Source organism: Bdellovibrionales bacterium, assembly GCA_018266295.1.
Taxonomy (GTDB): domain Bacteria; phylum Bdellovibrionota; class Bdellovibrionia; order Bdellovibrionales; family Bdellovibrionaceae; genus JACMRP01.
On the sequence record JAFEAQ010000022.1, the window covers coordinates 138533 to 162375 of the forward strand.

15 protein-coding genes are annotated in these 23843 nt (G+C 41.8%); 8 read left to right on the forward strand and 7 right to left on the reverse strand.

The annotated features are described in order from the left end of the window. The first annotated feature begins 198 nt into the window (after positions 1-198). The 7 genes from JSU04_20150 to JSU04_20180 are packed head-to-tail and all read left to right on the forward strand — an operon-like array spanning position 199 to position 15876. The gene (locus JSU04_20150) at positions 199-3474 is read left to right on the forward strand and encodes a DEAD/DEAH box helicase family protein (protein MBS1972631.1); all 3276 of its coding nucleotides are present in this window, start codon (positions 199-201) and stop codon (positions 3472-3474) included. Beyond that, complete coding sequence (locus JSU04_20155) at positions 3475-7335, forward strand: N-6 DNA methylase (protein MBS1972632.1); 3861 nt, start codon at positions 3475-3477, stop codon at positions 7333-7335. Then, a complete protein-coding gene (locus tag JSU04_20160) occupies positions 7332-10772 on the forward strand; it encodes a hypothetical protein (GenBank protein MBS1972633.1) in 3441 nt (1146 codons plus the stop codon). The genes JSU04_20155 and JSU04_20160 overlap by 4 nt, the downstream gene beginning before the upstream one ends. Continuing rightward, the gene (locus JSU04_20165) at positions 10765-12576 is read left to right on the forward strand and encodes a DUF1998 domain-containing protein (protein MBS1972634.1); all 1812 of its coding nucleotides are present in this window, start codon (positions 10765-10767) and stop codon (positions 12574-12576) included. Before JSU04_20160 ends, JSU04_20165 begins: the two co-directional genes overlap by 8 nt. Beyond that, positions 12576-13358 carry a hypothetical protein gene (locus JSU04_20170; protein MBS1972635.1) on the forward strand — a complete coding sequence of 261 codons (783 nt, stop codon included), beginning with the start codon at positions 12576-12578 and terminating at the stop codon, positions 13356-13358. Before JSU04_20165 ends, JSU04_20170 begins: the two co-directional genes overlap by 1 nt. Before the next feature lie 26 nt (positions 13359-13384). Further along, positions 13385-13996 (forward strand): hypothetical protein, encoded by a 612-nt coding sequence (locus JSU04_20175; GenBank protein MBS1972636.1) that lies wholly within the window; start codon positions 13385-13387, stop codon positions 13994-13996. Beyond that, positions 13993-15876, forward strand: coding sequence for a caspase family protein (locus tag JSU04_20180; protein MBS1972637.1), 1884 nt, complete (start codon positions 13993-13995; stop codon positions 15874-15876). Before JSU04_20175 ends, JSU04_20180 begins: the two co-directional genes overlap by 4 nt. Positions 15877-15882: 6 nt before the next feature. Here the strand turns inward: JSU04_20180 and JSU04_20185 are convergent, their stop codons facing one another. Further along, positions 15883-16665, reverse strand: coding sequence for a hypothetical protein (locus tag JSU04_20185; GenBank protein MBS1972638.1), 783 nt, complete (start codon positions 16663-16665; stop codon positions 15883-15885). An 83-nt stretch (positions 16666-16748) separates the two neighbouring features. Here JSU04_20185 and JSU04_20190 point away from each other — a divergent pair, with 83 nt between their 5' ends. Next, positions 16749-17276, forward strand: coding sequence for a CGNR zinc finger domain-containing protein (locus JSU04_20190; GenBank protein MBS1972639.1), 528 nt, complete (start codon positions 16749-16751; stop codon positions 17274-17276). A 35-nt stretch (positions 17277-17311) separates the two neighbouring features. On the opposite strand, the gene JSU04_20195 is transcribed toward JSU04_20190, so the two are convergent. From JSU04_20195 to JSU04_20220, 6 genes are all read right to left on the reverse strand, one after another. Continuing rightward, a complete protein-coding gene (locus tag JSU04_20195) occupies positions 17312-19258 on the reverse strand; it encodes a hypothetical protein (GenBank protein MBS1972640.1) in 1947 nt (648 codons plus the stop codon). Beyond that, positions 19258-19776, reverse strand: coding sequence for a hypothetical protein (locus tag JSU04_20200; GenBank protein MBS1972641.1), 519 nt, complete (start codon positions 19774-19776; stop codon positions 19258-19260). The genes JSU04_20195 and JSU04_20200 overlap by 1 nt, the downstream gene beginning before the upstream one ends. Further along, on the reverse strand, positions 19773-21404 hold the full coding sequence (locus tag JSU04_20205; GenBank protein MBS1972642.1) for a hypothetical protein: 1632 nt from the start codon (positions 21402-21404) through the stop codon (positions 19773-19775). The genes JSU04_20200 and JSU04_20205 overlap by 4 nt, the downstream gene beginning before the upstream one ends. A 233-nt stretch (positions 21405-21637) precedes the next feature. Beyond that, on the reverse strand, positions 21638-21982 hold the full coding sequence (locus tag JSU04_20210; protein MBS1972643.1) for a hypothetical protein: 345 nt from the start codon (positions 21980-21982) through the stop codon (positions 21638-21640). Between the two features lie 8 nt (positions 21983-21990). Beyond that, positions 21991-22245, reverse strand: coding sequence for a type II toxin-antitoxin system RelE/ParE family toxin (locus tag JSU04_20215; protein MBS1972644.1), 255 nt, complete (start codon positions 22243-22245; stop codon positions 21991-21993). A 277-nt stretch (positions 22246-22522) separates the two neighbouring features. Beyond that, complete coding sequence (locus JSU04_20220; GenBank protein ID MBS1972645.1) at positions 22523-23836, reverse strand: TraM recognition domain-containing protein; 1314 nt, start codon at positions 23834-23836, stop codon at positions 22523-22525. Positions 23837-23843 lie beyond the last annotated feature (7 nt).

Below are 23843 nucleotides of genomic sequence, written 5' to 3' on the forward strand. Positions count from 1 at the left end.
AGAAAGCTTTCGTTAATAATAGTAAGCCAACCATTTCTCCCAATGGCGAACGAACAATAGTCCTCTCACACCATCACTATGGTGCGCAGCATATAAACAAATAACTAATCAGGATGAGGGCTTGCCGTACAGCAGGCCTTTTCTTATGCTAAACATCTAGATTTTAAAGAGAATACCCAAGTTAACCACGGAGGGCCCTTGGGAGCAGAAACACAGCCTGTGAACACATCTATCCCTATTGTTGGTAACCTTGTCGAAGTTCGCCAAAGACGCTATCTCGTGGAAGCCGTTAAGACGAGCGCAAAGACAAAACTCACCACTCTTACCCTCGCCTGCATCGATGATGACGACCAAGGGAAGAAATTAGAAGTATTTTGGGAAAAAGAGCTCGATAGAAAAATTATCGAAGCAGACAACTGGGATAAAATCGCCGAAAAAGGATTCGATCCGCCAGAGAAGTTCGCAGCATATCTCAATACCATTCGCTGGAATTGTGTAACGGCGACAAATTCTAAACTTTTCCAAGCACCGTTTCGAGCTGGTATTAAAATTGAAACTTACCAACTTGAACCTCTCCGCCGTGCTCTGCAAATGCCACGAGTGAACTTGTTCATCGCCGATGACGTGGGGCTCGGAAAGACTATCGAAGCCGGCCTGATCATTCGTGAGCTTCTTTTACGAAGAAAAGTAAACTACGTAGTTGTGGCGGCACCTCCATCAATGATTCCACAGTGGAAGTCAGAGCTAGAAAATCGCTTCGGATTGTCATTTCAAATTATTGATCGAGAGTTTATCAGGGACCTACGAAAAGAGCGTGGTTACGCCATCAACCCTTGGTCAACAAACACTCGCTTCCTGATTTCACAAAAACTTTTAATTGATGAATCATACATGTCGGGACTTCGCGATCTATTAGCCTCAGAACGAATGGGCTCACTATTTATCATGGATGAAGCCCACCACGCAGCCCCAGCAAGTGGTGTTAAGTTTGCAGTCGACTCAGAGCTAACAAAAGCTACTCGCGAACTTGCATGGCTATTTGAGCATCGAATCTTCCTATCCGCTACTCCACACAACGGTCATAGCAATAGTTTCTCTGCTCTATTAGAAATTCTTGACCCACATCGCTTCACACGGGGAATTCCGGTGAATCCAAAACTCCGTCAAGAAGTCATGATTAGAAGGCTTAAGGATGATTTGCGAAGTGTCGTAGGCGGATTGCCAGTACGTGAAGTTATTCAAGTCGATATTGCAGATACTGGGAGCGAAGTTCCAGAGATCAAACTTTTCGAACTCTTAAACAAATACATTGAGTTACGAGAACGACGTCTTAAAGCATCCCGCAAGTCTATTCAAAATGCATCAACCCTGGTGATGTCGAATCTTCAACAAAGACTTCTGTCTTCCGTGGAAGCTTTCTACCGAACACTTAGGGTCCACAAAAAAACGGTAATCAGCTCATTAGAGCAACAACTAAAAGAAGTCGAAACTGAAGACACACAACAAACTCTTGAGCTCCTTGAGCAGGGAGTCGGCGCTGATGATGATAGAGCTCTTTCCGATGAAGAGACCTTGGCACTTGAGTCAGATGCTCAAACTATAAGTGCTTCAAAAATTGGCCTTGGACCCAAAGAAGGCATTGAGCAAGAAATTAGACTTCTTGAAGATATGGAAACCCTTGCGAACAAATCGCGCGGGCTACCTGATCAAAAAATCCTCAAGCTGCTTGAGTGGATTAAAGAACATCAATGCCCTGAACTCGGGGACTCAAAATCCAAGAATAAAAAATGGACAGATAAAAGAGTTATTATCTTTACCGAATGGGAAGATACCAAGAGATACATCAAAGAACAGTTACAGTCCGCTATTGAAGACACGGATCAAGCCGACAAGAGAATAGAGGTTTATCAAGGATCTACTTCAATTGAAAAGCGTGAACTTATTAAAAAAAGATTTAATGCTGATCCTGAAAAAGAGCCTCTTAGAATCCTAATATGTACCGATGCAGCAAGAGAAGGTCTCAATCTTCAAAAATATTGCTATAATCTTTTCCACTTTGACGTCCCTTGGAATCCAAGTCGTATGGAACAGCGAAACGGTCGTATCGACAGAAAACTTCAAGAGTCAGAAGCTGTTTTTTGCTACTACTTCTTCTACCAAGCTAGACCGGAAGACCGCATCTTAGAGGTCCTAATTAACAAAACCAAACTCATCAGGGAGCAACTTGGAAGCCTAGCTGAAGTTATTGAAGATCGTCTAGCTCAAGATCTCAAAGGATCAATCATCAGAAGAAAGACCATTGACGATCTTTACCAAAAGATCAGCGACTCTCAACTTGATGAAGAACGAAAGAAAACATACAAAGCAGAATATTTGGACGAAGATGACCGAAAGGATTTAATCTCCAAAAATATTCAAGATCTTCGAAAGCAGCTGGATTCTTCAATGGATTGGCTCGGATTCTCCAAGGATCAGTTCCGTCAAGCTGTCGAAGTTGGACTTGATGTAATTAAAGCACCAAAACTGAAAAAGACAGAAATCCGCGACCATGAAGCCTATCTGATCGAGACATCCGAGGACAGCCTTACCAAAAAAACAAGCTGGCTGGAGACCATCGATCAATTGCGAGAGCCTATGGCAAACGAACGATCCGTTGGTGAATGGAGACGATCAGCTCCAATCCGCCCAATCGTATTTGAAGACATCGGCGTGATGGATGACTCTGTCGTCCATTTGCATCTTGAACACAAATTATCTCAAAGACTTCTTGGGCGCTTACTTACACAAGGCTTTGCACATGACGATCTGTCCAGATCTTGCTTTGCCAGCTCTGAAGACGCAGTTCCAAAAGTAGTCCTTATTGGACGAATTGCCCTTTACGGCGACCGTGCGACCCGTCTCCATGAAGAAATAGTTAGTGTTTCTTCTGAATGGATTGAAGCGAAGGTTCGCAAAGGAAAAAAGCTTAAGGTTGAAGCAGAAGCTGCAAGCACAAAAACCAAAGATTCTCTATTCAAAGCAATCTCGAAGAAAAAACATTCCATCAACAAAAAGGTAGTGGAAACCCTTCAAGATGGCCTTAACGCTGACATCGACGACTTAAAAGAGCCTCTCTTGAAAAAGGCGCACAAGCACACTGAAAAGGCTTATGCCGATCTTGAGAAAAGGGCCCAAGAGGAATCTGACAATCTTAAAGCAATTATAGAAAGACAGATCGAAGCTGTTCAAAAGTTCCAACAAAAGCTTTCAAACAAGGATTATGCTGGAACTCCATATCTTCCAACCTTCGAAGAGCAACTTGAGGCGAAGGAGAAAGAACAGCTAGAAGCAAACAAGAGATATTGGGCCTCCCGATTGCAAGCACTAAAACAAGAGCTATCGGACGAACCTAAAAAAGTTAAAGAATCATACTCAGTACGCGCCACCCGTTTTGAACCCGTTGGCATTGTGTATTTGTGGCCGGAGACGAACTAGATGAGTGAGAACTACGTATTAAAAGAACACCGTGAATGGATAACATCCTTGCAACCAGTGGGCCTGGTTGTATCAGCAAATGCCCTAGAGCACGCACAGTTACGACTTCAAAAGGATGTCTTTGAGGCGCAAGAAACTTTTAAGTCTCTCTTAGATCCCAAAGGTCAGCTATTACCCCTTCGCGTCGTTAATCTTTTTACTCGTTTCCTAGGTTGGCGCCAAGAGGATTTGGCTTCAGGCGATGACATTAGAGATCTCCAGGCGTACTTGCCAGAACGGGAAACGCTCTTAAAGCCAGACCATGCAGTTAGGAATATCGATACGGGTGAATTTGACATCTTAGTTAAATATGTCGATAGCCTTCAGTTTGATGCAAATGAAGAAGTGACCGGACGAGCATGGGACGCATCTCCCCACACCAAATTTGAAAGACTACTTCGCGAAAAAAATATTTCGCTTGGTATTCTTATCAATAACAACTTTTTACGAATTGTGTACTCTCCAAAAGGCGAAACTTCAGGTTATATGACATTCCCCTTCGCATTTATGCGAGAGGTTCAGGGAAGACCAATTCTTGCTGGATTGAAGCTATTGCTTGGCGAAGATCGCCTATTTAAGGGTGATCCAAAACAGCGACTTCAATATCTTTTAACGGAGAGTCGAAAATTTCAAAACGATGTATCTACGAAGCTATCGCAGCAGGTGTTGGCAGCATTGTATGAATTGATTCGCGGATTCCAAGCAGCGCATGAAGAAACAAAGGGGAAATTACTTAAAAATGTTCTAAAAGAAGATAAGAATGAAGTCTACCATGGCCTGTTAACTGTTTTACTTAGAACAGTTTTCACTCTTTACGCAGAAGATCGCGATCTTATTTCTTCAGACCCAGTTTTCCTAAACAACTATTCTATCAATGGATTATTCACGAAACTCCGTGAAGACTTCAGTAAGCACCACGACAGCATGGATCTTAGATATGGGGCATGGGCACACCTGCTTTCTCTATACCGATTGATTTATGACGGAATCGAATTGGAAACTGATTCTATTCCGGGCCGAAAGGGCCATCTTTTCGATCCAGACAGGTTCCCTTTCCTTGAAGGTAGAACGACTGAGAGTCCTCACTTCAATCCACCCAAAATATCTGATGGAGTTGTTTGGAGAGTACTTTCAAACTTAATGACCTTAGATGGCGAACGAATTTCTTATCGCGCCCTCGACGTAGAGCAGATTGGCTCAGTTTATGAAACTGTAATGGGCTTCCAACTAGAAATTGCCACAGGGCCATCAATCGCTATCAAACCCGCAAAGAGCCATGGTGCACCTGTTGTAGTAAATCTAAATGAAATCCTACATGTAACTCCTGCCAAAAGGACGGCTAAACTAAAAGAACTCACAGACAATAAGTTTGAAGGCCGAATTGGTGATGCCATTAAATCTGCGACCAATTGTGACGAACTTGTATCGGCACTGGGCACAAAGGTTGCTGATTGGGCAACCAGAACTGTTGTTGAAAAAGGCGCAATGATTCTCCAGCCAAGCGATGCACGCCGTAGATCGGGATCTCACTATACACCGCGATCACTAACTGCACCTATTGTAACCAAAGCATTAGGACCAACACTTGACCGACTTGGAAAGAATCCAACACCGGAGCAGATTCTTGCATTGAAAGTTTGCGATCCCGCGATGGGTTCTGGCGCTTTTCTAGTTGAGGCTTGCCGTCAACTCAGCGAGATCCTCGTAAAGTCTTGGGCCATTCATACCCCAAATATTCGCAATAAAATTCCGCTTGATGAGGATGAACTTTTATATGCACGCCGAATGATTGCTCAACGATGCCTTTATGGCGTTGATAAAAATCCAATGGCAGTAAACCTCGCAAAGTTATCATTATGGCTTGCGACGTTTGCCAAACAGCATGAGTTTACGTTTTTAGATCATTGTCTGAAGTGCGGAGATTCTTTAGTTGGTTTAAGTATTTCTCAAATTCTTGCTATTACATGGGAAAGTGGACCTAACCCCTCATTGCCCCATGCCTCAATTGCACAACGACTGAATCGGGTGCGTGAAATACGGAGCCTTATATCAACCTCCGCAGATAATACACCGGTTGAACAGCTACATGCTCTTAAATTGGAGGAAGATGTTTTACTCAATGACCTTCGATGTATTGGCGATGCGGTTATTTATACATTTTTTGCCAAAGACAAACTAAAATCTCGCAAAGAAGAGCTCGCAAGAATTCAGATAGTAATTGAAGCTTGGTTTGCATCAGGTATTCCATTTACACATTTCAAAGGTCTAGATCACGAAATTTCTTGGTTAAGGAATACTCAAAACCTTAAACCATTCCACTGGGAATGTGAGTTCCCGGAGGTCTTTCAAAACCCATCTAATAGTTCAGAATTTGGATTTGATATTTTTGTGGGCAACCCTCCTTTTGCTGGGCGGTCAACAATTTCAATCGCAAACGGAGAGGGCTTTATTGATTGGCTTAAGTGCATTCATGTAGATAGCCATGGTAATTCTGATTTAGTTGCTCATTTTTTTAGAAGAGCATTTAATCTTCTAAACGGGAGTGGCTGTTTAGGATTTATTGCAACCAATACTATTGCTCAAGGCGATACCAGGGAAAGCGGGCTCGGATGGATCTGTCAAAACAATGGAACGATATATTGTGCAATCAAGCGACTTAGATGGCCAGGACAAGCCGCTGTAGTAGTCAGTGTTGTTTGGTTAAGTAAATCAAATTTGATCAATTCTAAATTTATAGACAATCGGCAAGTTGAAAATATTACTGCTTTTCTGTTCTCGGGACAAATTCATTCCAGCCCCGTCCAACTTTTGAGAAACCAGGGAACGAGCTTCCAAGGATGCGTAGTTGTCGGTACCGGTTTCACGTTTGCAGAAGATAGCGGAAATAAAAGCTCAACGTCCTTTGATCAAATGCATCGAATAATCGAGAAGGATAAAAGAAACAATGAGTGTATCTTTCCGTATATTGGCGGAGAGGACGTCAATACTAGTCCGAAACACGAAAATTCAAGATATATAATTAATTTTGGCGAAATGAGCGAGAGTGACGCTCGTCAAAAGTATCCAGATTTAATCTCTATCGTCGAAGAAAAAGTACGTCCAGAAAGAGAAAAGGATGGAAAGAGACTAAGCCCTGACCAAGCGAAGAGAGCCGAAAAATGGTGGCAGTTTGCCAGAACTGCAATTGATCTATACTCCTCTATAAAAAAACAAAATCTAACCAGAGTTATCGTCACCTCACAAGTTAGTAAACATAGAATGTTTACATTTCTACCATCCGATTGGGTTTTCGATCAACGTTTGATAGTTATAACTCAGCAGAAGTTTTGTTACTTCGCTACCCTTCAATCTACTGTTCATGAAGTTTGGGCTCGTTTCTTCGGATCAACCATGAAGGACGACTTAAGCTATACTCCAACTGACTGCTTTGAAACATTTCCATTTCCACAATATTTTGAACAAAACACAATGCTGGAGGAAATCGGGCGCGAATACTTTGAGTTCCGCCGCGATCTAATGATTAAAAGCAATGAGGGAATGACAAAAATATATAATCGTTTTCATGACTCATCTGAAAACACCCCGGATATTATTCACCTTCGAAAACTTCATAATCAATTAGATGAAGCAGTACTGAGCGCTTATGGCTGGTCAGACTTCAAACCAATTGCTGAGTTTCTAGCTGATTTTGACGATGAAGATGGTGACTCACCTACTCGCTTAAGATGGTCCGACTCTGATAGAGATCAGATTCTTGGTCGATTGATGGATTTAAATGCTAGATATGCTGCACAACAAGCCATGCAAGGGGATGAGCAATGAGGTCTCATGATGTAAGAGAAAATATTGTTAAATCTGTTCGTCTAGATTTAGTTGGTCCTGCAAACAAAGAAGAACACAAAGAAGAAGTTCTCAACTTGGCTCCTTCCAAAATGTATCTTTCGGGCTTTCTTGCACCTAAAGGAGCTCCTTTAGAAACGAAATCCGATGAAGAAAGCTCAAACGACGAACTTGATCTAATAGACGACAAAGGTGGCATCGATGACAACGGCTCTCCAGAAAAACCACCAAAAAAGAAAAATTTCTTCCCGTCATCTATCGGTACAAGTTGCATTATTGATGGCGATGCTCAGACCTTATCTGTAAAAATTCAGTGGGGACAATACAACTCACTTCCTAAAGAAGAAGCAGCAAAACTTGATCCCGGATATGAAGAAAATAGAGTTTATTGGAAGAGAACACCCCGCACTGAAACACTTGTTATCGATCTCGGGAAAGATCTATCAAAGGCTATACCAGTCCCCAACGCTATTGGTCTGTCGTTAGTGTTGTCACGACAATCTATTCCAAACGACTGGACATCACTGGGAAATATTCCAAAGGACGCCAAGGCACTTTCAGTATTTCTAGTAAATGAGAAAGAAATAGTCGCAGATCAATTTTTCCGTGATTTAGGATTTATCTTCCAAGTCTCATTGGAAGTCTGCGCTGATAAGCCATTTCTTGCTCGCCCCAATCTTAAAGGCCTAATCCTGGATGATTCGGACGAAAAAATTGCGGATGTTCAGTACCGCGATACATGCGAGTTTTCCGTAGGTCATGGTGTTGCAACAAAAAATCATTTTAACGATAAGAATGAATGTATTTGCATTGAAACGACATGGATCCCAGAAGCCATCGTCGAAAAGGTTGTAGCTTCAAATGACATTAAAGATGTTCCTCTTGAAATGGAGGCTCTTGCGACTTACACATCCCCTGACAACCTGATCTCCGATCTTTCCAAATTAAGTACTCAATACGCCGATTGGATTAAGACTCAAGAGGAAATTGCCAAGTCACTTGATAAGAGAAGATCCCAGGCTGGGGACCTACTGGTATTTAATCAAGAAACTGCCCTTAAGCGCATTGATGATGGCATCAAGCTGCTGAAAGACCCAACAGTTTTTAAAGCTTTCTGCCTTGCCAATAAAGTCATGGCTACCGCAGCAAGAAGAAGGAATTGGTTCACGAATAAAAGTAAGTACAAATCTCCAGAGGCAACTGACAAGCCGAAATGGCGTCCATTCCAGTTGGCATTTGTTCTTTTGAATCTTAAGGGCATAGCTGATCCAAAATCTTCTGAAAGAGATATCGTAGATCTTCTATTCTTCCCTACCGGTGGTGGTAAAACTGAAGCATATCTAGGTTTAGCCGCATTCACACTGATTTATCGTCGCCTTACTAATCCCGGCAAATCTTCCGCTGGTGTCAGCGTCCTAATGCGCTACACGCTTCGCCTGCTCACACTTGATCAGCTTGGCCGTGCAGCTGGTTTGATCTGTGCATTGGAACTTGAAAGAAAGGCCGAGCCTAAACTTCTTGGTGAATGGCCATTTGAAATCGGCTTATGGGTCGGACGTGCCGCCACTCCAAATCGTCTTGGCGAAACTGGTGACGGCCAAAGAGAAACGGCCAAGGCTAGAGTTTCTTCGTTTAAACGAAACTATCCCCATAAGCCTGCGCCAATACCTCTTGAAGCTTGCCCATGGTGTGGGGAAAAATTAGGAAGTAATTCTTTTAATTTACATCCTGATGACCAGCACCCAACACGATTGCTTGTTACCTGTGCTTCACGACCAAATGAATGTAATTTCGCCGGTCAAAATCACCTTCCAATTTTGGGAGTTGACGAAGAGATTTATGAACGCCTGCCCGCTTTCTTGATTGCAACTGTAGATAAGTTCGCAAGTCTTCCTTGGTTGGCGGAAACAGGACAATTATTTGGAAATGCCACACGCTCCGATGGAAACGGATTTTACGGCGAAGCATTTCCGGGCAAAGGTACTCCTATCAATGGCACCAATCTAAGTCGCTTACGCCCACCTGACCTGATTATACAAGATGAACTCCATTTGATCTCAGGTCCAATGGGAACAATGGTTGGTCTTTTTGAAGGTGCTCTCTATAAGCTTTCAGAGATGAAAACTGGTGAGAAATCTTTTGGCCCTAAGATAATTGCATCCACTGCGACTGTCCGTAGAGCACAACGACAGATACATGCGCTCTTTGGTAAAGATAAAGTTGATATCTTCCCTCCGCCCGGTCTAGATCTTCGAGATTCCTTTTTTGCAAAGACCAAAACTGAGCGTGAACTTGGGCGTCTTTATGTTGGCGTTGCTGCACAAGGTAGAAGTACAAAAGTAATCCTGCTGAGGGTCTTCACCGCCCTACTGGGAGCCGCAAATAAAATTCATGCGTCTTATCAAGGCAATGGCCTTAATCCAGCAGATCCTTATATGACTCTGCTGTCCTACTTCAATAGTTTGAGGGAGCTTGGTGGTGCGCGCCGAATTGTTGAAGATGAAGTCACAAGTTGGCTTCAAAGAATTGAATCTCGCAAACGTGTGGGACAAACCGAAGGTAGTTTTAAGAACAGAGAGATCGATCGCAATCTTGTCGAGCTTACATCACGAGTAAACACCAGTGATGTAACAGAGGCAAAGAGAAAACTAGGACTTAACCACGGCCACGAGGAATCTGTCGACGTTGCACTTGCAACTAATATGATTTCAGTGGGCTTGGATATTACCCGACTCGGGCTAATGGCTGTCTTCGGGCAACCAAAAACCACTTCAGAATACATCCAAGCAACTTCACGGGTTGGCCGAGACGAAAATCGTCCAGGGCTTGTCGTGGCATTATACAACGTTCATAGACACCGCGACCGTTCCTTCTATGAACGTTTTGAATACACACACAAAACATTCTATCGAAATGTCGAAGCGACAAGTGTAACTCCCTTTTCACCTCGTGCACTAGATAAAGGATTCGCTGGAGCCGCAATCGCCCTTGCTCGTCACGGCCTGCAAGGGATGACGGCACCACGCTGTCCTCAGACAATTCGAGAAAGAAGGCGAGAAATAGAAACTCTTTTGGTGGAAACATTCATTGCCCGAGTGAGCAGCCTAAGAACCCGTCCGGAATCCGAAGTTGAAATCATGAAGTCGGATTTAATAAACCGAATTACGGACCTTTTAGACTCATGGGAAAGAATATGGACATATTACGAGTCTGCCGACGGTGGCCTACAATATGCACATGAAGCAGGGAATGTTCCAAATTTGATTTCTGACTTCTTGGACGCGGATTTAGATAGCTCACCACTTGCAGATCAACTTCGTAAATTTAGAACCGGACGATCAATGAGGGATGTTGAAGAATCGGTTGATATTTTTGTCTCCACTCGCGGAGAAGCTGATGAAGAGGTAACCAATGAGTAAAAGCCAAATAAGAAAAAGTCAGGTTGTGACCACTTTTGGACCTGGCGCAATGGTGGATCTCCCAGATCACTCGGTCATTATTGGTGGACTGAATAATTGGAGATTCGGATCAGTCCCGCCAAAGAAGATTGAGGAGGATCGCCTAGCATCCCTAGTAAGAAATTGGTTTCAACTTGGCCACGTTGAGTTTTGGGAGCCACCTATTTCAAGAGAAGACTATGTCGAAAAAAGCGGCAATATCTTCGCTTATAAATTTCCCGTCTACTTCGTCACCCAGCAGAGTTACGATTTAGTAGAAGGATATAAATCACGCTACCTAGTTCATATTGATTCCCTACAAGGTGGAAAGTATTTCAACCATGAAAAAAGAAAGAAAGTTGATGTAGTCCCGGTACGCTTCGTTAGAGCATGTACTCACGGTCATATTGGCGACATCAATTGGCGAAAATTTGTTCACGGGGAACAATTGTGCTCCCAGCGAACAATGTACTTTGACGAAAAGGGGGCTTCCGGGGATCTCGCGGATATTGTTGTAAGATGTGAGTGTGGAGCAAAACGCAGGCTTCTAGATGCCACGACTTTCAATAACAATAATCCTCCCTTAGGATGGTGCGATGGTCTTCGCCCTTGGCTTGGCGCAAACGGCAAGGAACCTCAGTGCAATCAGATGAGTCGTTTACTGGTACGGACTGCAAGTAATGCATATTTCCCACAAGTTATTAGCGTTATTTCCATTCCTGAAGCGAAGAAGACTGTTAAGAATGCAGTTGATAGCATTTGGCAAACAATCGGTAACCTTAGATCTATTGATCGAATAAAAATGTATCGTGAGGATATTCCCGCTGTTGATAAAGCTTTAAAGGACTTTTCAGATGAAGAGGTCTTTAAAGAAATCCAAAATAGACAGAGTAATATTTTTTCACCAACTAAACCTCCAAAACATGCTGAAATTGAACGTTTCATGTCCGAGGCTGATGACATAGGAACCGGCATTCAGGATCAATCATTTTGGGCTCGATCTTTGCCCAAATCAGAATGGCAAGCGCAATGGACCAAAAATATTCAAAAGGTTGTTTTAGTTCACCGTCTAAAAGAAGTCGTCGTTCAAGTTGGTTTCACAAGATTTGAAGCAGCCACCCCAGATATCTCTGGCGACCTGGATCTTGACGTACAAAGAGCTGCGCTTACAAGCGAAAACCAAACCTGGTTTCCCGCTTATGAAAATAAAGGCGAAGGCGTATTTATCGGCTTCTCAAAGGAAGCAATTAAAAAGTGGACTGAAAAGCCCGAAGTTAAAGCTCGTGAAGCGACTTTAAAACGAGGTTTTGAAATCTGGGCTGAGCAACACTCTAATTCAAATCGGAAATTCGCAGGGATGCCTTACGCGCTCTTGCATTCATTGTCTCACCTACTGATTTCATCGGTATCTTTAGAGTGCGGATATCCTGCCAGCTCACTCAAAGAAAGAATTTATGCTGATGAGACCTATGGATATGGAATATTGATCTATACCGGAACATCTGACGCCGAAGGAACTATGGGCGGTCTTGTCGAGATTGGTCGATCTATCAAAGAGCATCTGCGAATTGCTCTGGAAGGTGGAAAGCTTTGTTCCAACGATCCCGTCTGTGTTCAGCATAATCCATCGAATGAACATGATCCTTCGAATCTATTGGGCGCGGCTTGCCACGGATGCCTTCTAATTTCTGAAACATCTTGCGAAATGGGTAATGAATTCCTAGACAGATCTCTTGTGGTCCCAACACTTGGACATGAGGGTGTTTGTTTTTTTGAGGGGGTTTAGTGAAAGGGATTTCAACACTTACTGATACGACAATAGACTCTATTCTTTCTGCAATAACAGAAGGAAGAATCAAAAGTTCTCTCAATCGTATGATATTGGAGCAGGTCATCGGCAAATACGCTGCGGATGCATCCTACGTTGATTTAGAAGAGCTATTATCCGCGGCCGGTCCAACAGGAACTTCAAAATGCCTAGCCCTAATCAAGCAGGACCGCGCTCAACGCGCTCAAAACATTGATGCCCTACTTGATCTCGTGTGGACCGGACCAGAAATTCCTGGTGTACACAATCGCGACACGAAGGTGGTTGTAGCGGACCTTTTTAGATCTGCTACCAAATCGGTTATCATTTCCGGCTATTCTTTTTATATGGGACAGGAGATTTTTAAGGATCTTGCACAACACCTTTCATACATGGAAGATTTCAAAGTGATTATTTTCATGAATCTTTCGCAGGATCATAAAGTTACGGGTGATGAACTTTCTTTAGCCGCCAAAAGGAAGGAAGAATTTTTTAGATACAATTGGCCGTGGCCCAAAAAACCGGAAATCTATTACGATCCAAGAGCCAACAATAGCGTTAACTCCGAAAAAGCAGTTCTACACGCGAAATGCATTATTAAGGACTCTTCTGAACTCTATATTGGCTCAGCCAACTTCTCCGAGGCGGCACATTCCCGCAATATCGAGGCCGGTGTTTTGATCCGAAATGAGGGGCTGGCAAAAAAGCTTGAGAAGCATTTCTTAAGTTTGATTGAGGCTAATTTGGTTAAAGAACTTTAAGAAACGTGAATCACTGGAGATAAGTTGTGAAATTTCGTCGTTACGTTGAGACAAGTGAGATTTGCTCCAAAAATCTTAGAGAGAACATAAATACTTTAACCAAAGATAGTTTGGCTCATCTGATGCCAACTGAGAATATCCACAACTATGAACATGGCATCAAGGTCGAGTATAAAGACGTCGACCAAAATGTTCGACAAACAGAGTTCAAACGACACCACACATCAGCAGGCATTCAATTCTCCGCAATTACTAACGGCGATTTTTCTAATGCCATCCATTTTATCGATACCATTATCGAAGGGCTTTCAAGTGCTTTAGCAAAGACTTTCTTCGCCAAAATTGATGAAGTAACGGAAGAAACTGGTCAGATAATCGACAATAAGGGCCAACCAATATCCGGTGATATGATCTTGAAAAGCCTTGAGATGACAGGCGTAAGGGTGACTAAAACTGGCTCTATCTCTGCCCCTCAAATAGTTGCAGGACCTGCTTTGGCGCAAAAGCTTCAGGAAGTACAAAAAGACCCTGAATTTCAAAAGAAATTTCAGGAACTATACGAAAGAAAAGCACTAGAGGCTATTCAAGAGGAGCAAACCAGAAAATCAAAGTTTCCACATTCTGGAGATAAGAAATGAAATGCTGTATTGTAATCGGGTCAACGGAATATCGCGACACTCAATGCCTCCTCAAGCTTCCAGCAGCTGAAAATGATGCAAGCACTCTCTTTGATCTGTTAACAGATCCGGCGGTCGGAGGCTATTCTCCAGAAAAAAGCCACCAGTTGCTTTCGCCCACCCTACAAGACGTTAAGGAGGCTATGAAAGTAATTTCGGATAAAAAATCTCCAGATGACTCAATCTTCACATTCATATTCTCAGGACACGGAGGAGTTAAGAACGAGTCCTTATATTTATGCCTACAGGATACAAAAGGAAATTTACTCAGCACCACAGCTTTACCTGTTCATGAAGTGATATCTTTTGCTCTTGAGCTAGGATTTGGAGAAATCAACCTTGTCATTGACGCTTGCGAGTCTGGAGGATCTATATCAGACATATCTAAACTGGCATCGATCAACAATCTTGCTCTCGACCACTCCCCATCACTTGGAATTTTAGCAGGCTGCTATGCAAACCAGATGGCTTCTGAAGGAGAGGTATACGGACTTTTAAGTGAACACTTAATTAAATGCCTAAAGGGCGAATATGTAATCAGTCAACTGCGCCCCCACCTCTCTTTATCAGAGATCGCAACGCATATTTCACAACTGCCAGATTTCTCAGATGACCAAACCCCTGTATTTCACGGAGTGAGCCTAGCAGGCCCAGGCCAGTTTTCCATAAATCTAAATTACTCTGGAATCCAGGCAGAGAATTCTGCGGAGTTAGTAGAACTACATAAAACTTCAAAAAAGATATTTCATGAGAATCCAAATATCCAAAGGCAATTTCTAAAAATCGTCTCAACGCTTGAAAAATTTGATTCTTTTGAATTGAATAGTTTTTTAAAGTCAGTACACGCTATTACACAGCAGGAAAAGCAATTTCAGGAAATAGCAATCGGCATATTTTTAAATCTAAAACAGCACTGCCAAAACTTGAATGACTCTTCAATATTCTTAGACGTAACAAGTGTTTTCCATGGATTTTCGCTATTCCTTTCTGAATTGCCAATTCGAGACAGCTACCAATCTTTTTTTCTTGCTGAGGTGAGGATTGCATACGATAACTGCTTATCTCAGATCAAAGACGAACTTGCGACGGAACATCCTTTTAGCTATGCAGAGGATGGAATAGCTGGCTTTGTTTCATATCCGAAGCGTATCACTGAATCTGCAGCGCTAATTTCTCAATATACCCTGCTATTTCCGAACGAAGGCAATCAAGAATACTTAAAGCAACTTGCGATAGAGCTTGCCTCAAAATGTCGATCTGGATTCAGAATCGTTGATGATGAGCAAGCACATCACATTTCTAGCTTGATCTCAGCTATTCAACAGGGATCGTGCCCTTTTGAAAAAGACATAACTCAAATAATTTCAAGCCTTTACCAGGATCTAAATTTAAGCAGATGTAAAATCTTGAACATCAGGAAGGATGATGATGATGTCTATCGCTATATCCTTTTCCGTGGCGCCCCAGATAGAATTCCATTCCCTCACGAAGTGTTCTCGCGACCATGTATTTCTTTATCGATCGTACTGATGGGTCTATTCCTACTTCAGCAGGATAAGGAAATTGATGAGCATATTGAACTGTTTGATCACTTAGAGTCTCGCGTATTCATTCCAAGTTCGTACTTTAATTTCTCTGAGCCTATTATCCGAGACGGCCTAAATTACGAGTTCGGAATAGGAAGAGATATTTTCGCATCTTCAGATGTCGAAGTATTCATAAAAAAGGTTTTACAATCAGTTGCAGAAGCTAAAAAAGATCTTTCACCGAAGGACATTGCGGCCTGCTTATCAAACTCCACGGCTTACAAAGACAGACAGACTCTTACTTATTGGATATAACCCTATTTAAAGTAAAAACCGATTTCTCCTTCTTTCTAATATTGTCTGTCTCTTCAGTTCGAGCTCCTCTCGTACCCTTACAAGAGTGGCGAATTCGTTTAGGATGGCTTCGAACTCTTGAACTCGAGCCACATCGTCACGAAGTCTCTGAACCAAACCAAGTTTTGACTCCAACATAATATAGTTTCTTTTTCCACTAGAATCCTTCGGCAACAGCCACCAAACGACCTCTATCTCACTTTCTCCTGACCTAATGCGATCACCAAAGTCAAAAAATACTGGTACATCACTATCTGCCCAATCACCAACTAAAGCACAGTCGTGACTATTCAGCTTCCGAATAAATAATGGCGCATCACTCACCACACCACCATAATTTATAGCGTCTATAAACTTTTGATAATCTCGTTTACGACGTTTACCATCCACCACCCAAATAAGTTTTTTGTAAAAGTCTTCGCGGGATTTCCGCTCACTCGGATCTAGGTAAGAATGTTGAATTTCAACTACCCACCCAAGATTTGTTTTAATATCTGCGATGTGCTTCTCCCCCGACTCTGAGTGATGCACAACTTCTTGCCACTCCACTGGATAACGTGATTTCCAATTACGATGCCACTCAGTCTCATTTTCCCACCAAGGATCGCACGTTCTTGCACCCTTATGAGCCCAATGCCAAATCTTGATAGATCCGCACTTAGGAATCATTGGCTGCGAACATCCAATACATATGCCTGATAAGCCTTTAGCAGCCTCTTGACGCTCTCCATTAACTAGCGAAAACTTCATACTCTCTCCTCCATCTTCCTTCCTCTAAAAAATGTAACATGATAAGAGCATGTAACCCGTTACATCTTCAAGATGGGAAATTAATGGAAAAAGTGTTACAGAATTGCTTTTATGTTCAGAATACCGATAAAAATGGAAATACCGGTGGGAAACCACCAATCAGATATGACAGAAGATTTACAACTTATCTTACCGAGGGTGCTAATAACCATATTAAGCAGCTAAAGGATCGAGATCAGATACAAATAGCTCACGACGATTTTATTTATTGGTGCATGAATGAATACCTAAAAAACGGCGCTTCTACAGTTTTAGTTAATACTTTGAATAAAAACATTTGTATTATAGGACACCAGTGTCACGTCATGAATTCTGCAAAAAAGATGGCAGCAATGTTCGTGGCTCATATTCCGCACAAACCTCCTCCAACAGTCTTCGCTGCATACATGTTTTCAAATATGGTATCGCTTGGATGGCTTGAAGGGCTCAAGCGATGTAAGAACCCTGAGTGCCAGCAGTTTTTCATCGGGAGATCAAACGTAAAATGGTGCTCGACGTCTTGTGGATCTCTTTATCGCGTGCGACAGAAACGTAAAAGAGATAAGCAATAGGCAGATACCGTGAACCTCCCTACGCTAAGTAATGCTTAATTCCCTTCTAAATCAAGGTGGCTAACAACGTGTGCATCTATCCAACCCATAACAGCCTTCTGCGAATTGGTACGCCATGCATTCTCAAGATTTGCCGCATTCCAACTCTCTCGAAGCGAGATTCCTTTTTTACTAAAAAAATCATCGACCTCAGAAAATGAAATTCCGTTGGCTATCAAATTGGCAGCCGCCAGTAATACAAATCTCTTTTTATGGCTAAAATTGTACCACTGCTCGCTTACTACCGAAGACCATTCCTCTTTAAAGATGGCCGGAATATATGCAAAAGATTTAAGATAAATATGATCATCTATTCGCACTAACACATTGTAGTTGTCGTATAAGAGCACCTGATGCTCTTGAGCCAACTTCCAGAGGTCTTCGATCTCAATATTTGTCTTATGATCGCCAAAAATATCTATCATCGCAAATTCCAGGGAAATCAAAAACTTGCTTGCTGCAAGGTCATCATGGCCCGATCGGCCAAAAATTAAACTTCCTCTTTGCGGATACAAATCTTTCCAAAGTGCTTTCAATTCATCTAAAGACACTTTCGAATTATAAATGACGGTCGCGACTTTTTGGTAGCTTGCCACTCTTACTTTCGAAAATTCATTTGCCATCGACGTAATTAGGCTCTGCTTAGCACACATTAATTCTCTAAGCCACTGAAACAGAAGTTCAAAGTCAGCTTGGGTTTTCGCCAACTCAATTGCCACAAAAAAAGCATAGCCCTTTGTATAGTGGTCAAGACTAATTAAAAACCTATCAATTTCTTTAAAACGTTTGAGAATGAATTCAGAGGTTATTCCACGATGAGATAATTCGGCAATCAATGCGGTATAAATAGCTAAAGAAGGACTACTTTCACCATCATCGCGCACCTCCAGATGGTAGACACTTCTAGCCAACTCCATGGCTAAATCAATACTCACTAAAATTCCGCCACGAGCATTTAAAACCACTCCAAGGAATTCCTCGAAAAACTTAGGCCTTTCATCATTTTCAATATTTTTTATTTCAGTCTCAGCTCTTTGAATCCAATGCTTCGTCTTTTCGTCAAAAGATGCATTTCGCGATGTCATCTGAAGCGTCGACACTAGATCTTTATAATAGCTAACTCCCGATTCAACCAATAAGGGAGCTAGGACTGATTTGCTTAGCTGCCTTTGGTTAACTCCAAAATCAACGAACTTAATCAATGCCATAGCTAAGTCTCTATCCTTATCAACATCCAGAGACTCAAAAACCGCCAATTGAAACGGAACGTTCTTTATTGCTTCAAACCATGTGACAAATTCTTTGGGGAACATCCTAGCCATTAGACGAAACTTGAGACTATAGTTTGCCTTTATCGGAGAATGACCAAACTCTCGAGAAAATGAGCTTATTTGCCCGGGTCCAGTATAATAAATTTCTGAATCTATTTCTTTCTCGTTAAACTCTCCACGCGAAAATCTAGTTTCAAAATAGTCCTTTCTCTTGCGCGGACCTTTACAGAGCAAGTTTAACCATTCTTTTGAGGGTGCGATTCTAATTTTATTTTCAGCAATTTCAAGAAACTCGGAATAAAGGTGCAGCTTTAAAATTGCCTTCAATAATTTCTCGAAATTTTTTATAGAAAGTGAATTACGAATAAAATCTAAGACAACTGTTTTAAAAATAAAATAATTTTCGGTATGTGAATTTGAAGTCGTCAAAACATCAATTAAGTCTTCTCGACTCATCACCTTCTCAATTTTCAATTGGGAAGCTTTTGTTAAAAATTTTGATGGGTCTACTTCACTTTTTGAACTGGCAGCAAGTGATGTTAAATATTTTGATAAAAACCTCTCGATATCTTTATCACCCAGAAGTGGCTTTGCGCGGACTTGTCCCTTTTCTTCAGAGACCTTCAAATGACCTCTATACAAATCATTTATCCAGTTAAAGCGTCGATCCATCACTTCTCCCACAAATTTTTAAATATTTTCACAAACTTCTCTGAGTCCCAACCTCTAGTCGCAGCGCCGACCCCGGGGTATCCACCGCCAACAGTCGAACCAAAATGCCAAAGTTCATTGTCTAAAAGGGCGAATCGATCATGAATGGGAAATGTATTTTTTGAATATTCTCTCCATTGAATTTCCACCTGTGGCTCCCAGGTCTCTTTAATTCTATCTTTCAGCCACTGATTTGGCTTCTTTTCACAACTAATAACTCTTATGTCTTGGGCACTTGTAAAGCAGAACGCCTCCCAAAGAGCGCTAAGTCCGTGAATCTCATTGAAATAACCATCTAAAATCCAAATCGCTCTATCACACTTAATAAATGCCTCTGCAAATTCCTTAATTGCCATCGGCTGGAAAGATACCTTATCGCCTTCCTGCAGCTTCTTTCGCGGAAATCCACCATCATTGAGATAAATCCAATAAATATCCTTCTCTAACTTCTGAGAAACCTCGACCTCTAAAGTTCTCATTTCTTAGAGACCTTTACTTTTTTCCGAATTTTCTTAACTGGCTTCTCTGAGACCGGGCGCGTTTTAATATAATCTTCAAAACGCATACTTTCCGCCCACACAGATTCTATTTTCATAGAAATAGGATCCGGATATGGTGCTTTCATAACTACTGTGCCCCTGGATCCAAATTCATTTAACGAAGTTCCGACTATCCAAACTTCTGAGTCTATCGCAAAAAAGCGATCATGGATGTCCGGCTTTCTCCCCATCATTACTCTGATTTCGATTGGATTGATTTGGCTATCCAAATCTTTGATTTCCTTCAATGCCTTGACCATGTTCTGCGCGCTCTGTCCTTTATTCAAATATTCTTTAGACGTTAAAATTTGAATAGGAATAGTTGAATTACTAAGAGACGTCGCAAATCTATATATCTCACTACTACCGAAATATGGATCTACAATTCTAATCGTGCTTAGACCAGAATTTAATATTTTACGAATTTCACCATTAGGATTTTCACTGTCTTTATCAAACCACTTCTGGCCTAAGCTTTCGGCCATCTTTTTCTTCTTGATCAGACTTTCCTCTTTTGAAAGCAGAAGATTGGTGACTCGATCATCTCTTTGCTCACCAACACTCGACTTCATCGACTGTCCATGGACTGCCACAGAGAATTCATCAACAGAGTCATCTCTATCTTTAATTCGTACATTTCTCTGCTTGTTAATAATGTTCATATTGAAGTTTATAGATTTAATATAAGGAGTTGGCTTGGATGAATATAATAGGCCACGTTGAGTACAAAGCACCTCTAGTCCAATGGCATCCACTTCTGACTTGAGAGGAATCGTCATTTCAGTCTGAACTTCATCACTAGATATTACGATTCTATTTTTTATTCCAACGACAGAGTCCTCTCTAACCAGGATATTTATAGAAGACAAATCTGCTTTAGATGTTGGGGACAATGATACCCGAAGGGACTTCCAATCATCTGTTGGACCATAGGAAATTTCTTTAAGAACTGGATTTGTTAGAAACAGATGACAAGATCCCAAAAGATATCTTCTTTCAGAGAACTTCATTTGCAATGTTTTATCAATCCACTCATTTATTGGCTTTGCATACTCATCATTTCCAAAAATATTTGGCAAAACTTCAATATCTGTTCGCAACTGAAACCATCTAGCTCCACATGGTCTATGCCCATATATCGGCATTTCTCCCCAGAAGGTATTGTAAGGATACAAAAACTGTGGAAATTCAAACGGAGCAGTTAGATTTAAAGCATGAACGATTCTTTCTCCAGGAGGGCTGTCCGCTTGCCTTTCTTTTGAAGTCAAAAAAAGGTTCACCTGACCTTTCGAGCAGTCTTCGATCCACTTCAAGCATTCCGCCGTCGAAAGAACACTTCGTCGAACATTGAATTCAATTTTCTTTGAAGCGGTCCTAAATTTTTCATGGGTATCTAGTTCTGTTGGGCGCTCAACCCAATCAGCTAACATTTCGATTGAACAATAAATTAATGTTCGAAAGTTTTTGTCATCTCTACTGTATACAAGAGTGATACAGCCTTCTTGAAAGTCTCGAAGAATCTCTTCAACTTTTGCTTTTGCTTCGAAAGTATTTAAATCGATGGCCATATTCGCCCTGCAATTTCATAATAAACTATATTCAGACATCAATTAGATCACAAACAAAATATAAATCATCAATTGTTTTCTATTTTTGTCTAAAAAACCCAATCTATTGCACATTAAAGATAATTTTCAAACTATTCGTGCAAAGTGTTTTACTCCATATGAAGAAAACAAAAACGCCACAGATCTCCCGTGGCGTTTCTATGTATTTTGCATTTTTGTAGTGGAATGATTTACTACTCGGCCAGTCGTTGCATGATCTGCTGAAATGCCTGAGGCTCTTCCTTCGCAATTTGAATCAACCGTGCAGAGCTCCCACTTGGCTTATTCGCACCACGCTCCCATGCCTTCACAGTATCATCAGAAACACCTAAGATTTTTGCAAAAATAGGCTGACTGACATTTAAGCGCTCGCGAACTGCTTTAACTTCCGTCTTATTAAATTCTGGCGGCACATCTGGAATTTCCATAGTCGTAGTTCTGAGATCCATTTTCTTATTTTCAAATGCAACCGCTTCTTTGAGGCCCTTCAAAAGTCCCTGACCAAGCTTCGTTTGTTTTTCATTTGTTTTCTTCTTCATAGGTCCCTCTACTTTTTAAGAAGTTGTGCCACTTCTTTGAGTTCTTTTTTCTCTTCAGCGCTTATGTTCTCTGCCTCAGACTTTTCTAAAATAAAAAGGAGGTAGCATTTTTCTTTGGTTGGAATGTCGAGATAAAACACCCGGATTCCACCACTCTTCCCTTTTCCTTTAGCGCCAACACGAAATTTTCTGATTCCGCCAGTCCCCTGCACTAAAACACCAGTCTCCGGGTCCTTTAAAATTTCGCTTTGTATCGTCTGCAATAAGCCTTTTTCACCTAAAGCGTCGACTTTGTCTTTAAAGTCTTCAGCCTCTACGAATACCCTTTTCATATATCTTTTCGGAACTATATCCGTACTACTTGATAGTATACTATTAAATACTACCCCGCAAGAGCCAAGAGAAACCCCTGTCTCATTTTGAGATGGTTTAATACAAGTCCGGTATAATTCAGCTCTCCTTCGATTTGTTTAAATTACAGCTAAAACCCAATTATTTCTGTTGTTTACGGATAGCGGCGCTAGTCTAAGCACCTGGCCCTTAATCTCTGTTCACATTTACCAAATACGCCCTAGCCTCAGGGTACTTCTTAATGCAAACGCATTTTCCTACCCTAAGGGACTTAATGGTATTGGGGTGAATACAAAACTCCTCAACCTCGCGCCGACTCCCGCCCCCCGAGTCCACCTCAAAGAACCCCAACCGCTCCGTCTGCCGGGTCTGCTTCCAGACCGTCCGAGTCCCTGCAATGCCGGAGATGATCTCTGCGCTCTCCGGACGCTTCTGGAGGAACGAATACAAGGTTGAGGTGTTTCCCATGAGCCTGCCTGCAAACTCGGGGCTAATGCGCTGTAAATCGCAAATCTCTTGGTGTGCGACCACCACCGACATCCGACTACTTCGGGCGCGGTCGAGGAAACCAATGAAGTCTTCTTGGGCTAAGTCTGCGAACTCGTCGATAATCACCGAAAATGGCTTTCGTTGTTTTTTTGGGACTTCGCCGTCAACTCTTGCCGAAACGGATTTTAAATCCTGCAAAACGAAACGACCTAATGCTTTGGCTGTTTCGCCATACCGGCGGGAATCCAAAAATAAGAAGATGATCTTTGATTGGGTGTAGGCCTCAAACAAATTGATACCTGGAATCTCGGAGGTCACCAACTCCCCAAAGTCAGAAAGAACAATACTTTCCAACTGAGTTCGCAGCCCTTGCAAAGAATTGAAGTGCTCTTTTGCATCCAAGAACTCTTTCAAATTCTGGGCATGAAGCTTCAACTTCGTTTCAGCCATGGGGATCTTATTCCCTACCTCAATGATCTTCGCCGGATTACTTGCGCACTCCAAAACGGTGCCCAAATGAAATCGCTCCTGTTTGTTATCTCGAAGCCAGCACAGCAAAATCATCAACTTCAGAATGAAGCTCGAAGATTGATTCTTATAGTACTCCTCAGACCAATTGAGGCTATTGATGATTCGATCCCGAAGTTGGGTGGCTGTCCCATCCTCGATCAAATTATATGACAAGGACATTTGCTTTTCCGTAAGGGAAAAGATCATTAAATCGTCAATACGGTTAGCTTCTGCCACGTGCTTGGAGAACTTTAGCAGAGTCTCCATATCCGATTTTAAATCAATAAAGAGCAAACCTTTCCCCTGTTCGATTCGCTGCTTGATAATATGGGAAAGTAAAACCGTCTTCCCATAACCAGAAGCCCCAACGACATGAACATGATGATTCAACTGTCCTTCCGTTAATTCTTCCTTTCGCCACATAGATCCAGAGACCTTACCCAAAACAACACGATCCTGGGCTGCAGGTGAATTTCTCAAAAATAAGTTTTTAACTTGTTCCATTTTCAAA

Excerpts from the sequence above, each read along its gene's own strand:
- JSU04_20155 (MBS1972632.1), top strand. The coding sequence starts at position 3,475 with ATGAGTGAGAACTACGTATTAAAAGAACACCGTGAATGGATAACATCC.
- JSU04_20160 (MBS1972633.1), top strand. The coding sequence starts at position 7,332 with ATGAGGTCTCATGATGTAAGAGAAAATATTGTTAAATCTGTTCGTCTA.
- JSU04_20165 (MBS1972634.1), top strand. The coding sequence starts at position 10,765 with ATGAGTAAAAGCCAAATAAGAAAAAGTCAGGTTGTGACCACTTTTGGA.
- JSU04_20180 (MBS1972637.1), top strand. The coding sequence starts at position 13,993 with ATGAAATGCTGTATTGTAATCGGGTCAACGGAATATCGCGACACTCAA.
- JSU04_20185 (MBS1972638.1), bottom strand. The coding sequence starts at position 16,665 with ATGAAGTTTTCGCTAGTTAATGGAGAGCGTCAAGAGGCTGCTAAAGGC.
- JSU04_20190 (MBS1972639.1), top strand. The coding sequence starts at position 16,749 with ATGGAAAAAGTGTTACAGAATTGCTTTTATGTTCAGAATACCGATAAA.
- JSU04_20195 (MBS1972640.1), bottom strand. The coding sequence starts at position 19,258 with ATGGATCGACGCTTTAACTGGATAAATGATTTGTATAGAGGTCATTTG.
- JSU04_20200 (MBS1972641.1), bottom strand. The coding sequence starts at position 19,776 with ATGAGAACTTTAGAGGTCGAGGTTTCTCAGAAGTTAGAGAAGGATATT.
- JSU04_20205 (MBS1972642.1), bottom strand. The coding sequence starts at position 21,404 with ATGGCCATCGATTTAAATACTTTCGAAGCAAAAGCAAAAGTTGAAGAG.
- JSU04_20210 (MBS1972643.1), bottom strand. The coding sequence starts at position 21,982 with ATGAAGAAGAAAACAAATGAAAAACAAACGAAGCTTGGTCAGGGACTT.
- JSU04_20220 (MBS1972645.1), bottom strand. The coding sequence starts at position 23,836 with ATGGAACAAGTTAAAAACTTATTTTTGAGAAATTCACCTGCAGCCCAG.